Annotated in this window: 10 protein-coding genes; 2 read left to right on the top strand and 8 right to left on the bottom strand. The window is 56.3% G+C overall.

Going from position 1 to position 13,049, the window contains the following annotated elements; translation table 11 throughout:
* Nucleotides 1-905 (top strand): hypothetical protein (locus tag B2952_RS07770; protein WP_290734484.1); only part of this gene is annotated, 905 nt, incomplete at its 5' end.
* 122 nt (nucleotides 906-1,027) lie between these two features.
* Here B2952_RS07770 and B2952_RS07765 read toward each other — a convergent pair.
* Nucleotides 1,028-4,885, bottom strand: a complete 3,858-nt coding sequence (locus B2952_RS07765) for a transglutaminase domain-containing protein (RefSeq protein WP_290734486.1) — start codon at nucleotides 4,883-4,885, stop codon at nucleotides 1,028-1,030.
* 91 nt (nucleotides 4,886-4,976) lie between these two features.
* Nucleotides 4,977-6,233, bottom strand: coding sequence for an ATP-binding protein (locus tag B2952_RS07760; RefSeq protein WP_290734488.1), 1,257 nt, complete (start codon nucleotides 6,231-6,233; stop codon nucleotides 4,977-4,979).
* 315 nt (nucleotides 6,234-6,548) lie between these two features.
* Between B2952_RS07760 and B2952_RS07755 the strand changes: the two genes are divergently transcribed.
* Entirely contained in the window at nucleotides 6,549-6,719 is a 171-nt protein-coding gene (locus B2952_RS07755) for a hypothetical protein (protein ID WP_290734490.1), read from the top strand.
* A gap of 197 nt (nucleotides 6,720-6,916) precedes the next feature.
* Here B2952_RS07755 and hepT read toward each other — a convergent pair whose 3' ends face one another.
* The 6 genes from hepT to B2952_RS07725 all read right to left on the bottom strand — a co-directional run bounded on the left by hepT (nucleotide 6,917) and on the right by B2952_RS07725 (nucleotide 12,942).
* Nucleotides 6,917-7,129 (bottom strand): type VII toxin-antitoxin system HepT family RNase toxin, encoded by a 213-nt coding sequence (hepT, locus tag B2952_RS07750; RefSeq protein ID WP_290734492.1) that lies wholly within the window; start codon nucleotides 7,127-7,129, stop codon nucleotides 6,917-6,919.
* Nucleotides 7,130-7,237: 108 nt separating this feature from the next.
* Complete coding sequence (gene mntA / locus B2952_RS07745; RefSeq protein ID WP_290734494.1) at nucleotides 7,238-7,648, bottom strand: type VII toxin-antitoxin system MntA family adenylyltransferase antitoxin; 411 nt, start codon at nucleotides 7,646-7,648, stop codon at nucleotides 7,238-7,240.
* Nucleotides 7,649-7,695: 47 nt separating this feature from the next.
* A complete protein-coding gene (locus B2952_RS07740) occupies nucleotides 7,696-9,135 on the bottom strand; it encodes an efflux RND transporter periplasmic adaptor subunit (protein ID WP_290731810.1) in 1,440 nt (479 codons plus the stop codon).
* Nucleotides 9,128-10,675, bottom strand: a complete 1,548-nt coding sequence (locus B2952_RS07735; RefSeq protein WP_290734497.1) for a TolC family protein — start codon at nucleotides 10,673-10,675, stop codon at nucleotides 9,128-9,130. Before B2952_RS07735 ends, B2952_RS07740 begins: the two co-directional genes overlap by 8 nt.
* Nucleotides 10,675-11,469 (bottom strand): efflux RND transporter periplasmic adaptor subunit, encoded by a 795-nt coding sequence (locus B2952_RS07730; protein ID WP_290734499.1) that lies wholly within the window; start codon nucleotides 11,467-11,469, stop codon nucleotides 10,675-10,677. Before B2952_RS07730 ends, B2952_RS07735 begins: the two co-directional genes overlap by 1 nt.
* Nucleotides 11,470-12,942: a carboxypeptidase regulatory-like domain-containing protein gene (locus tag B2952_RS07725; RefSeq protein ID WP_290734501.1), complete on the bottom strand. Its 1,473-nt coding sequence runs from the start codon at nucleotides 12,940-12,942 to the stop codon at nucleotides 11,470-11,472. It lies immediately after the preceding gene.
* Nucleotides 12,943-13,049 lie beyond the last annotated feature (107 nt).

Here is a 13,049-nt window from a genome sequence, read left to right as displayed (position 1 = left end):
AGGCCGCTCCTGCAAAGAAGCCCGCTCCGGCCAAGAAGGTTGCTCCCGCGAAGAAGCCCGCCCCTGCGAAGAAGGCCGCTCCTGCAAAGGCCGCCCCGGCGAAAAAGCCAGCCGTTCCTGCGAAGAAGGCTGCTCCGGTAAAAGTCGCTCCCGCAAAGAAGCCGGCCAAGCCCGCTGCAAAGCCGGCTCCTGCAAAGAAGCCTGTGGCCCCGGCCAAACCCGCTCCTGCAAAAAAGCCCGCTCCTGAGAAGAAGCCTGCTCCGGTAGAGAAACCGGCTCCTGTCAAGAAACCGGCGAAGGTGGAATCCGAGGAAAAGGACGTTGCCGTCAAGGAAGTTGTCAATGAACCCGCCAAGGAACCGGCCAAGCCCGCTCCGGTGAACGACAAGAAGAAGCTCGTTCCCTTCGCCCTGTTGCTCGAGGGTGGCAAGAAGCTCTCGAAGACCATCATGTTCACCGAAATCAACGAGGATGCCGAGAGGGTCAACCAGAAGAAGGTGTCTTCCGAACTGAAGCAGCTCGAGAAGAAGCCGACGATGGCCATCCGCCACAAGATTTCTCTTGCCGAAGAGACGCAGGAAGAATTGACCGAACGTATTCTCAAGGAACTGGAAGAGCAGAACCTCGCGTTTACCCGTGAAGTCGCGACGCAGATTTGCACCCGCTGCAACAAGAATCTCGTCTCTCCGGAATTCTGGGTCGACAAGGACCTCGGCTACTGCGAAGAATGTGCCGCCATCCTCAAGCTCGGACAGTCCAAGGAAGCCCGCAAGGTCGAATACACGCTCGGCTCGATGGGCGGCGACTCGCTCGACGAGGCGGATGACGAGGACTTTGGCGAAGGCCCGGATGCGGCCGACCTCAAGGAAGCCGAAGAAGATCTCGCCGACTTCGACGAAAACTAGCTCCAGCGCTTAAAACTAAAAGGCCCCGTCCGGGGCCTTTTCTAATTTGCGTTTTATGTAGCGGCTCGCTTTTGCATCCTTGCTTGCGCAAGCAAGCTCCACGGCATACTTGTATGCCGTGATTACCTTATCGTAATCATAGGGCTCGTTTCGCTCAGCAGGTAGTCCCATTCCTCGCGAATCTTGTTGTATTCGCTCGGGTCGGCGTACAGCGCGAACGTCGTCCACTTGATGGAAGATTGCGCCCCGGCGTTTACTCCCTTCTCGAAGCTCACGTAGTCAGCGTCGCGGGCGAGTGCCTTCGGGCCGACCACGTTCACGCTCTTGCCGTCGGCAGCCTTTACGGTGAGGCTGTACTGGAACTGCGTCTCGTGCGGCATGCGGATGGGGTGGTGGCGCTTTGCGACCTTGGGCATCTTGAACAGGCTGCGCTCCCAAACGTTGGGGAACCGCCCCTTCATTTCGCCGCCCTGCCCGAAGTACGCCTTGGACCCGTAGGTGGTAACGAGAACGAGAGGCTTGTTGAACTCGTCGAGGTTCTTGATTTCGACCTTCGAGATGTTCACGTCGGGTACGCCCTGCGCCATGAAGTCTTCCATGAGCTTTTCCTGCTCCTTGACTTCGCGCCCGTAGAACTTGTTGCGGATGGCGCTTGCGAACTTGCCTTCCAGCGTCACGGAATCGCGGAACTCGCAGGTGCCGTCGTTCCCGATAAAGAGCCTGTGGTCAATCGCAATCTTGTGTTCCTGGTTGTCTTCGAGTATCGGCGTCTGCGTCACGCGGCTGTTCTCGCCGTCGATGATGAGGGCGACTTTCCCTTCCATGTCGAGCGGGACGGGGCGGTCGTTGCCTGTCTTGTCGGTCGCGTCGATCCACATCTCGCTTATGCGGTCCTGCTTGGGCACGTAGAGAATCATGTGGTTGAACTGCTGGATGGTCGGCAGTTGCGAGAAGCCTTCTTCCGTGAGGTGGATTGCGGTGAGGTAGCTCTTGACGCCGATGGTCGCGAGCATTTCTTTAAGCAATAGAGCCATGTCCTTGCAGTCGCCACGACGCTCCTTGAGCGTCACTTCGGCGGTCTGCGGGATAAGGCTGTGGCCGCCGAAGCGGATATCGCGGTAGCGGATATCGTGGCGCACGAAGTTCGCGATTGCCTTGACGGCCTCGTTCCCAATCTTGTTGCCCTTCACCTCGAATGCCTTCTCGCGCACGCTCACAGCCTGTTTGAACTGGTGCTTGATGAGGTTCTGGTAGTCTTCGCCGACTTCCTTCCACTGCTGCTTGCCGGTGAGCATCAGGCCTGCGCCAAAATCGCGGTACACGGGCATGTAGAGTTCCTTGCGCATCACGACCGGGCTCTCGATTTTCCATTCGCGCCCGCCCTTGATGTTCTCGCGCTCAAGCGGTCCGTATTCCTCGGTGGTGAACGCGTTCGTGTCGGCGTACACGCGGAATATGGACTGGCCCACGGGAACGTCCTTGCTGCTCACGAAGTCGGTGTAGGGAATCATGCCCTTCGCTTCGATGGCGGTGCGGCTGAACTGCAGATAAATGAAGTCGCCCGGCGCGAGTTCCGAGAGCGGGAAGTGCGCCATCTGGCTTTCGTTCTTGCCGCCGATTTCGGTCGCGTAGGTGATGTAGGCGCCGTTGAGGCTAGCCTTCTGCTTCAGGTTCCAGTTGCTGTCGTACACTTCGAGCGCGTTGAGGAATATGCGGTCGTAACCCGGCAGAAAATCGAAGGTGAACTCGCGGTAGATGGCGGCACCTCGCACGTCGAGGATTTCCATGAGCATTTCCTCGCTCCTGCTCCACGGCTGGTTCTTTTCGGCCTTCAGGCATTCCTTGCGGTAGTGCACCACGGCGGGGAAGTCGCCCTCGACGGCTTCCTGCTTGGCTTTTGCGCTCAGCAGGCTCTTGATGTTCGCGGTACGTTCTTCCACGGGCGTGATAGGTTTTTGCAGCGTGCGGTTGTCGGCCTTCCCGAGGAACGCCTTGGTGGCGCTGAGGAAGCTCTTCGCGTCTTCGTTGTCGGCCTTGAGCGAGAGCGCCTTGGTGAGCGCTTTTTCGGCGTCGCGGTAGTTGTGGCTGTAGAAGAGGATTTTACCGTGCATGGTCCACAGCTTGTAATCGTTCTTTTCCTTCTGGAGAGTCTCTTCGCTGATGGCGCGGGCTTCCTCGTAGCGGCCCAGGAACATGAGGGCGTCCATGAGGGTTTCGCCCAAATCCTTGCTCATCCCGAACCGGCCTCGTACCCCATATAATATTTCGACGGCTTCGGCGTACTGGTCGAGGCCCATGTAGGTCTTTGCGAGGTACACGCCCAGGCGACTGCTCGGCTGCGTGTCATAGAGGCGCTGCACCACAACAAGCGATTGGTGGCGCTGTCCGAGTCCCCAGAGCGCGTCGGAGAGGTTGATGACGTATTCGGGATTGTTCGGCGTGAACTGGAGCGCCGCTTCCGCACATTCGCGGGCGTGGCTGTAGTCGAACAGCACCTCGTACATTTCGCCGAGGATGGAGAGGAGTTTCCCGTTCTTGCGCACCAGCGGCATCTGGCTTGTAAAGTAGGCGATGCCCGGGCCGTAGAGTTCTTTCATCTGGTAGATAAACCCGCAGTTCACGAGGTAGAGCGGTTCCTCGGGGTCCATCTTGTTCGCGCGCTCGAAGTAGCTGAGCGCCACGAGCGGCTGGTCTTCCACAAGGCGGAGGATGCCCACCTGGTTCATGACGGCGGCGTTGAATTTGTTCTGCTTCCTGGTGCTTTCGGCGTCGGTCGCCTGCGCGGGCTTGGCCCCCACGGAGAGCCCTTCGATGGCGTTGTCTATCGCCTTCGCGTATTTCTTCTGCGTCGCGCCCTGCGTCCAGGCCGCAATCAGGATTCCGCGTCCGTTCTCGTAGAAGAACCGTCCCTTGTAGCTAAAGTCGAACTTGCCGACCATGTGGGTGAGCGTGAATTCCTGCGCGTAGCGGTCGCCGACCTTCACGCGGCGGGCATCGAGCGTGCGGTTGTTCGGGTCGACGCCGAGGCGGGTGAGGAGCACCTTGAACATGTCCTGCTGGCCGATGACGTCGGGTGGGAGGATTGCGCCATATACAAATAACGAGACTTCCTCGGACTTGTCGGTGAGCACCAGGTCGGGGTCGTTGTTCTGCTTCGCGATGCCGTTCCAGAAGTGCCAAAGCGTGTCCTTTGTGCTCCAGGTGTAGCCGAGCGCTGCGGAAGTGTGGCTCTGGATGCGTTCCGGAGAGAGTTCTGGGCCCTGTTCCTCGGCGATTTCGTTGAGGGTGAACCCCTTGAAGAATTCCCTCCATTCCTCCTTGAGCATGTCCTTTCCGGGCACGTTGTCGGTTGCGGTAAGCGTGAGGGTGTAGACGCTGCGTCCGTTGCCCGTTACCATGCCCACTGCCTCGTACGGGGTCTCGTAGCGCTTGCCCGCGATGTCGAAGAACGCGCCGGTCGTGCCGAACGCCTCTTCGGGATTGAGCTCGCTCAAGGTCGCCTTCTTGCCGCTAGATTCCAGGCTCTGCATTTCCATGCGGGCGCGGTCCATGAGGTTCATGGGCTCGCCTTCGTCGAGCGCTACCTCGCGTAGCACCGCGCGCCTGCCCGAATTCGCATTGTAGAACTCGTAGGGGGCGCCATCCTCGCCGCCGATGACCGTCCAGTCGCCGCCCGGGAACTTGAAGCTGAAGCCCGCGTTGCCGATGGTGCCGTCCGGATTGCGAACCGCGCTAACATTCGTGCCCGAGCCCGCCGAAGCTGCGCTCGAATTATCGTAGTCGTAATAGCTCTGCGCCGCGGTAGCGGGGGCGCCGCTCTCGTCGGCCTTCGGTTCCGGGTTGGTCAACGGGTCGCCGTTTCCGGCGCAAGAAACCAGGGATGCGAAAAGGAACAGCGCAAACAGGCCCGCACTCTGCTGTGCGGGGCGGCCGCGAAGACCGGCCACACGGGTAAATCTTTTAGACGTTGGAATCATCATGAGAGCAAAGATACAAAAACGAATTGCGCCCGCCCTGCATTTTTTATTCCCGCATGGAATATGGTATTTTGTTTGTAAAAAATTGTTTAGATTACGGCAAAAACATCGCCATGAATTGTGGCAGGCTTACCTTGTTTCCGTCGATGCCGATGTTTCCGTCAATCAGTTTTATCGCAAGCGACGGACTGTATTTTTTGATAAATTCGTTCATCGAGGTTGTCTGTCCGTTTTTCGACTTGACCTCCACAGGAACGACTTTGCCGGAGTGCTCGAAAACGAACTCGATTTCTTGCGTATTCTCGCCATTTTTGTAATAGTTCAGATTGAGCCCGCGCTTGTTGAGAATGTCGAAAATCAGGTTCTCGTAGATGCCTCCCTTTGCATGCCCCTTCAGTTCCTTGCGTACAAGGGCCGACTGCGTCTCGAAGCCGAACTGGTGCGTTGCAAGGCCGATGTCGGTAACATAGACTTTGAAGTTTTCGGGCTGTTCGTAGGCCTTGAGCGGCATTTCGGGTAAACTCACGTTGTGCACCAGTTTGACGAGTCCCGCATCGACAAGCCAGTCCAGTGCGTTCCCGTATTTTTTTGCGTTTCCGTTTTTCTCGACGGTCTTGTACTGAAATTTCGAGTATTCCTTTGACAGCTGGCGGGGGAGAGAGTAGTAGCAGGCTCGTATTTTGGGCCGCTCCGTATTGGTTGCATAATGCTGGATGTCGTCTTCGTATGCTTTGAAAATCTTCTGTTGTGCATTAAAGACTTGTTGAAAATTTGTTGTCGAGATAAATGTGTTCACCACTTCTGGCATCCCTCCCACAACAAGGTATTCACGAAGCTTGTTCTGGTACAGGTTATTGATGGCGTCGGGCAGTGCTTTTTTTTGTGTGTAATATTCTTTCAGGTTCTCGATGGACTCTTCGCTCACGTCGTTTGCCCAAAGGAATTCCTCGAAATCGAGAGAATGCATTTCGACTTCGCGCTCGTAGCCGACAGGAATGGAAATCTCTTCGGAATTCTGGCCTAGCTTGTTGTAATGCAGCCCCAGCAGCGAACCGGACGCGATTATGTCGTATCTGTCATCCATGGCGAGAAACTTGAGGGCTGTCCTGGCCTTGCTACAGACCTGAATTTCGTCGATGAAAATAAGCGTGTCGCCTTCGATAAAATTTGTTTTTTTGACTAGTAGCGAAATTCGCTTGTATATCTCGTTCGGTTCGAGTTCTCCCTCGAAAATTTGCTTGTATTCTGGATTTTTGAACAGGTTCAGGTAGATGTAGCTTTTGTAATTTTCACGGCCAAAAACATCTATAATAAAGGTCTTGCCGACCTGGCGGGCCCCATTTACGAGCAAACATTCCCTTTTTTTTGTTTTTTTCCACTGTTTTAGGGTCTCTGAGAACTTTCGTTTCAACATGTTTTGACCTCATTTTGCCACGAATTTGACGATGTTAATATATAAAAATGCCACGAATTTGACAATCTTTTTCTAAAAAATGCCACGAATTTGACGATGTGTGCTGGACAAGTATGACTAGTGACGCTCATCACAAATCAGTCCCAAAAAAAGGCCGCAATCCAAAAATACTTGACTTGTTTTTTTTGTTTACATTGATGGCAAGAAAATTAACAACTCGCTTTTTATGGAGATGCGGGAAGGATGGCCAATATGAAAAAAGCAGAAGAAACCGAAAGGATGTCTTTTTTTTACGAAACAGGGGAAAATGAGACAAACTATCCCTCAAAAATGGATTCGCTTGGTAAATGGAAACCATATTCTTGTAGGGATGCAGGGTTATTGCTCATTGCACGAGCATTTTTGCGTATATTTTGCGTTTAAATGTAAATTTCGGCATGTTTTATCCCCCGAACATGTCTAAATATACATAAATTTTTTTATTTTCCCGCAAATTTTTCTTTGTTAAAATCATATTTTCCCGCAAATTTTTTTTTGTCAAAATAGTCTTTCCCCGTAAATTTTTTATCCGCATACGCGTGGCTTCTTTGCTTTTAGAGGGGGTGTTGGTAAAAAAATGTTTAAGAATGCTGTGCGCGAAGTGCAGCAACGCTTGCGGCGAAGTCCGTAAAGTCGTTCAGGTGCCCAGATACAATCTGGAAAATGACCTTGTTGTCCAAGATGTCGTATTGATGAACCGCGATATTTCTGAATGCGACGGCCTTTGCTAGGTTGTCCGCATTCTCCTTCGAGATGACATTTTTCTCGGCGAGGAACCTGAATGTGTCGGCCATGGTGGTGGGGGTGACATGGCTTCCAAATCTTTGAGGCTAGCCACCTTCTGTGACTTGATTCGCTCGATGCAGTTGGCTAGCATTTCAATTTTTTTTTGCAGTAGGTCCTTATCCATTGAGAAACCTCTTGATTCTTTCGGCGCGGCAGGCGCGTTGGATGGGCAGGAAGTCCTCGTAGAAATACAGCGCTTTCATGATGTACTTGTGGAACACGTCGTGGTTGAACTTGATGCGTTCGCCTGTCGTCATGATCTGATGCAAAAAGAGTCCTTCCGCCTTTGAGAGGTCGGCGATGTCGACTTCCCTTTTGCACAGCAGGCTGAGTTCCACCTGCATCTTGGCAAGGCTGTCGTAGGAGAGGGCGCTCTGCGAATGGACGGCGATGTCGATGTCGCTGTGCTCGTTAAACTGGTTCTTGGCCAGGGAGCCAAACAGAATTGCCGAGTCGATTTCGGGCTTATTCCCGAAATATTCGACTAGCTTTGCAGTGATATTCTGTTTTTCGCACGATTCAGCCATGCCTTTAATATAGATTTTTCCCAAAAAAAGTGGGAAAATAAATTTTTTTACCACCAGAGCTTTATGCGCAGGTAGTCGATGGCCTGGTGCGAGAGGATCCACCAGAGAGTGTGCTTTTCGGCGAAAATCTTCGCGATGCCCGTCATGCCGGGGCGGAACCATGCGGGTGTGCCGTACACGAACTCGCCGCGCACGGCGAACGTGTTTTCCTGCTCCTTGACTTCGGCGGTGGGGCTTACGCGCTTGGTCTCGAAACGGTAGGCGTAGTCGGGACGGCTCTTGACGGCGAGCAGGCCCTGGTTCCCGATGGTCACGTTGCGGAGTTCCTGTTCGGGGACGTTTATTTCGACGTAGATGTTCTCGATGGATGACATCTGGAACAGTTCGGAACCCTGCTTCACGGGGGCGCCGAGCCTTTTTTGCAAGTCGCCTTCGATGATGATGGCGCTGTCGACGTTCACGACCACTGTCGCCATCGAGAGCTTGTAGCGCACGGTCTTGAGCTTTGCCTGGGTCTGGGCGAGGCGCGCCTGGTGTATGCGCATTTCGGCGAGTTCGTGCGCGGCCTGCGCCTTCTGGATTTCGCGGCGGCTGTCCTGTTCCTGGGCCATGAGGTCGGCTTCTTCGAGCCTGAGTTCCGTCTGGTTGAGGCGCAGCAGGGGCGAACCCCTGTATACCACGTCGCCCGGCTTTACGAATACGGTATCGATGTAGCCGTCGAACGGGGCCGTGGTGTAGATTATCTTGTCGGTCTTGAGGATTGCCGGTGCGCTTACTTTGTACGGAAGCGGGAAGAGCGTCGCGAACAGGATGAACGCGATGGCGATGAGCCCGAGCAGCTTTGCCCAGGTGTGCTCGATCCCGAAAACCTTGGAAAGCCCCTTGCGTATAGCCCTTGCCATGCGCAGGCCGAACCAGCTGCTTTTGGTGTAGAGTTCCAGGAGGCGTGCGCTGCAGAGTGTGGACGTCAGGTACACCTGTTCGCTGTCGAGGTCGCTGAACGGCCTGGAATTGCGTTCGCAGCAGATTACGCCCACGATGTCTTCGCCGTTCCGGATGGGGACTGTCAGGATGTATTTTGTGTGGTAGGCCGCGCTGTAGAGCTCATGTTCGCGAATCGAGAGAACGTTGTTTTCGGGTGCGGGGTAGATCACCGCGGCATCCTGCTCGTAGGCCTCTTCCATGATGCCCTCGAGGTCGCTCACCACCTGCATCTTCTTTTCGAAATGGTCGGTATGGCTGAGCGCCTTCAGTACAACGTAATCGTGCTTGACCCAGCCGAGGCTCACGCGTTCGGCGCCGTACTTGTCGCAGAGCCCGCTTGCGAGCGCGAGGCTTGCCGTCTTGAACTTGTCGCAGGCGAGTACGGTCTGTGCCACGTCGAACACCTGCGTCATCTGGCTTATTTTCGCGTTGGAACTGTTCAGCGCGCCCTGCATTGCCTTGAGTATCTTGGCCGGGTCGATCTGTGGCGTCGTCTTATTCATTCAGCAGTTCCTTGCGTAGGGTGGGGGTGCCCTGGTTCCATGTCTCGAGTCCGTTTTCGCGGAGGAGCGCGCCTTTGGCGAGCAGGAGCTTGACGTCGACAAGGTGCATGTCGCGGATGTTCTCGAGGTGGCGCTGCTCGGCTTTGCGCAGGTCCTCTTCCATGTCGAAAATCACGTGGTAGTTGCTCTTGCCGAGTTCCATCTTCTTGAATTCTTCTTGCAGCTCGGTTTCGTGGTAGGTGACCGCGATCTGGCTGAGCCTCGTCTGTTCGCGGATTTCGGTCGCCCTTTTCTGCAGGTTGCGGAGTTCTTCGGCAAGCTTGTCCTGGATGAGCGCGAGCCTCACGCGGGCGGCGCGCACGTTTATCTTTTCGGCGGCGGCCTGGTGGCGTTCGCCCATGTTCGCGAACAGGGGAATGTCGATTTCGATTCCGCCCGAAAGTACGGTCTGCCTGTTTTCGGCATGCTTGAAGTCGCGCACGGCGCGCCTTGCGTCGCTGTCGCGGCTGCGGATGCCGTAGTTCCCGACAAGGTCGAGCGTGGGGAGCGCCCTGGTGCGGTGCTGCTTTAGGCCCTCTTCGCGCAGGTCGAGTTCTGCAAGCTGCTGCAGGTAGGCGGGGTGCATGCGGCACGAATCTGCGTTTGCGCTCGAATCGCCCGCTGCGGGCGTAATGGGGCCCGCTGCGGTATCGTTGTCGTTCGGGGGCCTTATGGCGAGGGGGCGGGAGTCCTGCACGTACTTGCTCGATGAGAGCGTGAGCAACAGTTCGAGCCTCGCCCTTCTCAGCTGGTCGATTGCCGAGAGCCTCGCGCTTTCGCGGTCGGAGTATTCGGCGATGGCCTTCTGCTGGTCGAGGGCCGAAAGCATGCCCAGCTGCTGCCGCTTGCTTGCGTCTTCGGCGATTTGCTTTGCGACCTGGGCGGATTTCGTGGCGAACTGCAGCGTCTGTTCGGCGTAATAGTAGTTCCAGTAGGCTTCGTAGAACTTGTCGAGGATTTCGCCGAGTGCGCTGCGGTATTTCTGGTAGGCGATTTCCTGTTGCAGGCGGGCCTGCCGCAGGTTGCTCGTGGGCGCGAAGTAGAGCAGTCCGTCCTTGAGCAGGTGCTGGCGCAGTTCGCCGCCGAAATAGAGCTCGGAGGTGTATTCGCTGTGGGTGTATGTCGCCTGGTTGAACCCGATGTTGTATTCGGTGGCGGTGGGGAGCTTGCCCTGCACGCCAATCTTGTATTCGTCGCGCGTCTCGGTAAAGAGCGCGCTAGGCTTGTCGGCGCGTTCCTTGTTGATGCGCCCCACGAGGTGCGGCTCGAATTCGCCGTACGTGCCCTTTGCCATTTCGGCCTGGGCAATCCAGTTGTATTTCGCCTCCTGCACGTCGGCGTTGTTTTCGACCAGCACCTTGAGCGCCTCGTCGAGTTCGAGCACCAGCGAATCCCCTGGAGTCGTCGTGCCTGCCGAATCGGCCTCCGCCGCGGGCGATTGTGCCGCCACGAGGGCAAGCGCGAGAGCGAACGGGGGCAGGTATGCGGCGTGCATGGGCATTATTGCAGGATAATCTTGCCGGTGACGCCGGGTTCTACGGAGCGGTTGGAATTGTCGAAGATGACCTTGACCGTACGGAGCAGGCTCGCCTTGTCGACCACGGGCGAGATATATTCGACGGTTCCCTTCTTGTTGCGGGCCTGCGACGAACCGTCGAGCAGGAGCTTTACCGTCTGGCCCACCTTGAGCTTGCTCGCCTTGTTCGCGATGATGTAGGCGGTCATGCGGCAGGTGCGGACGTCGGCGATTTCGACGATGGGTTCGAGCGCCTCCACGCTTTCGCTACGGTTCTTGGATATGGAGACGATTTCGCCGTCGAACGGGGCGATGAGATACTGCTTCTGCAGCTGCGCGCGGGCCATGCGGTGTTCCAGCGAATCCTTGGACTTGCTCACCTTGGCGGCTTCCCATTCGGCCTTCGCTACGCGGTAGTTCATCTCGCGTTCCCAGAGCTGTTCGGCGCTCACGGAATTTGAAGTTTCGAAGAGCTTCTTGGTTACCGTCCAGTCCTTTTCGTAGGTCTCCATCTTGACCCGTGCCGAAACGACGCTCGAGGTGTCTTCGGCGCTTATCTTTGTGATGCGGGCGCGGAGCTCCTCCTCCGTCTTGACCAGGTTCACGAGCGTGTCGCCCTTGTGCACGAACGCGCCTTCCTTGACCCAGATGCGGTCGATCTTGCCGGGGACGGTGAATCCGATTTTTGCCTGGTCGATGGGTTCGGTCACGCCGTCGAAACCGGCCGCGAGGGCCGAACCGATGGCGAATAGGGCGGTTGTCAAAAACAGCGGTTTCATTTAGGTCGACGAGCTGCTCGAACTGGACGCTGTTGCGGCTGAACTTGACGACTCGGGCACCCCGCTGCTGGAGCTTGCCGTGCTGTCGGCCACGCTGGAAGAAGACGGCGGGACTTCGAGTTCGGTCATGATGAGCAGGTGTTCGAGGTAGAGCCCGCTTTCGGCGTAGACGGTGACGTCCATGCCCACGGAATCGCCCGGTGTCCTCGCGTCGAGAATCTTCTCGCGCATCTGCACGAAAAGCGTGTCCTTGCTTATCCAGGCGTCCGCCGTGGCGAAACTCCCGTTGCACGAGATGGTCCTCGATGCCTTCGCGATAAAGTGCCACTGCACGCGTTCCACGTTCTTGCTCAGCTTTTCGGAGAACTTGACCCACAGCGTGTCGTCGATGGAGAAACTGGCCCTGTATTTCTCGTTTTGCGGCCAGGCGTTGCTCGTGACCGCGTAGAGCCCGCGGTCGGTGGTGAACGCGGAGGCCCCGTCGAGCGAGATTTCGATGCGCTCGTTCTTCTTCTTGGTGTAGGCGACTATCGTCGTCGAGAACTCGGTGCTTGCGGGGAGAGGCCTGTCGTGCTTGAGGAACAGTGTGTCGCCCTTGACCTGCGGCGTCAGGATGAAGGCCGAGTCGCCGGTCATGCTCACACCCAGGTTGTTTTCAGTAATCGCCTCGTTGAAAACGAAGTAGGGGACCGCGAGGGGCGATACGTTCTTGTAGCCCTTCTGGTCGGTATCCATGACGTTGCTCGCCTTGATACGGAACGGGACCGTGATGGAAGTGTCTTGCGGCAGGTAGGCGCGGCCGATGTCCTTGCTCGATTCGGCGGCGAGCCTCGGCAGCACCGTGGCGGGCAGGGTGAAGCGCAGGCCGTTGTGGGTGTAGGGGGCGATGTTCAGCAGTAGCCCCGAATCGGCGGGGAGCCCCTCGAACTCGAACTTGCCCAGGGAATCCGTCTTTGTGCTGAAGGAATCCTCGTCGAGGTTGATGTAGGAGGTGTCGGCGTGGGTTATCCAGACCTTTGCCTTTTGGACGGGGAGGGCGGCGCCCGTCTGCGGATCATGTATGTAGTATTCGCCCGTGATTCCCGCGTTCAGGGGGCTGAGGCGGATTACGTTGCTCACGCTCGCCACGATCCCGTGCATCGAGGAGGATTCGTTGGTGGAACCCACCGTGCGCACCTTGGGGGCGTAATGGAGCGTGTCCTTGCCTTTTACCTTTGCGTAGCTGAACGAAAAGCTTATCGAGCCGTAGGGGAGCCTGTCGATGAAGAAGGCGCCGTCCTCGTCGGTGGTGGCCGTCAGCGTTTTGCCGTCGGCAACCTGGTAGCTGATGGTGGCTCCCTCTAGCCCCTTGCCGTTGCTGGCGTCGAGCACGTAGCCTGAAAATTCCCACTTGGAATAGTCGTCGCTTTCGGAATCCGTGACCGAGCATGCGGCCAGGAAAAGCGCAAAAAGAAGGGTGACTAGTTTGTTCATCCTGTTTCCTTTGTTCGAGACTATTTAAAAATCTGAACATCCCAAAACGGGACGGAAAGATAGAATACTTCGACAAACTTGTCAATAACGGACAAAATAGTGTTATG

Origin of the sequence: Fibrobacter sp. UBA7003 (assembly GCA_002449765.1) — a bacterium.
Taxonomy (GTDB): domain Bacteria; phylum Fibrobacterota; class Fibrobacteria; order Fibrobacterales; family Fibrobacteraceae; genus Fibrobacter.
This window is presented reverse-complemented; position numbering and strand designations above follow the sequence as displayed.

Excerpts from the sequence above, each read along its gene's own strand:
- B2952_RS07765 (WP_290734486.1), bottom strand. The coding sequence starts at position 4,885 with ATGATGATTCCAACGTCTAAAAGATTTACCCGTGTGGCCGGTCTTCGC.
- B2952_RS07755 (WP_290734490.1), top strand. The coding sequence starts at position 6,549 with ATGAAAAAAGCAGAAGAAACCGAAAGGATGTCTTTTTTTTACGAAACA.
- hepT (WP_290734492.1), bottom strand. The coding sequence starts at position 7,129 with ATGGCCGACACATTCAGGTTCCTCGCCGAGAAAAATGTCATCTCGAAG.
- mntA (WP_290734494.1), bottom strand. The coding sequence starts at position 7,648 with ATGGCTGAATCGTGCGAAAAACAGAATATCACTGCAAAGCTAGTCGAA.
- B2952_RS07740 (WP_290731810.1), bottom strand. The coding sequence starts at position 9,135 with ATGAATAAGACGACGCCACAGATCGACCCGGCCAAGATACTCAAGGCA.
- B2952_RS07735 (WP_290734497.1), bottom strand. The coding sequence starts at position 10,675 with ATGCCCATGCACGCCGCATACCTGCCCCCGTTCGCTCTCGCGCTTGCC.
- B2952_RS07730 (WP_290734499.1), bottom strand. The coding sequence starts at position 11,469 with ATGAAACCGCTGTTTTTGACAACCGCCCTATTCGCCATCGGTTCGGCC.
- B2952_RS07725 (WP_290734501.1), bottom strand. The coding sequence starts at position 12,942 with ATGAACAAACTAGTCACCCTTCTTTTTGCGCTTTTCCTGGCCGCATGC.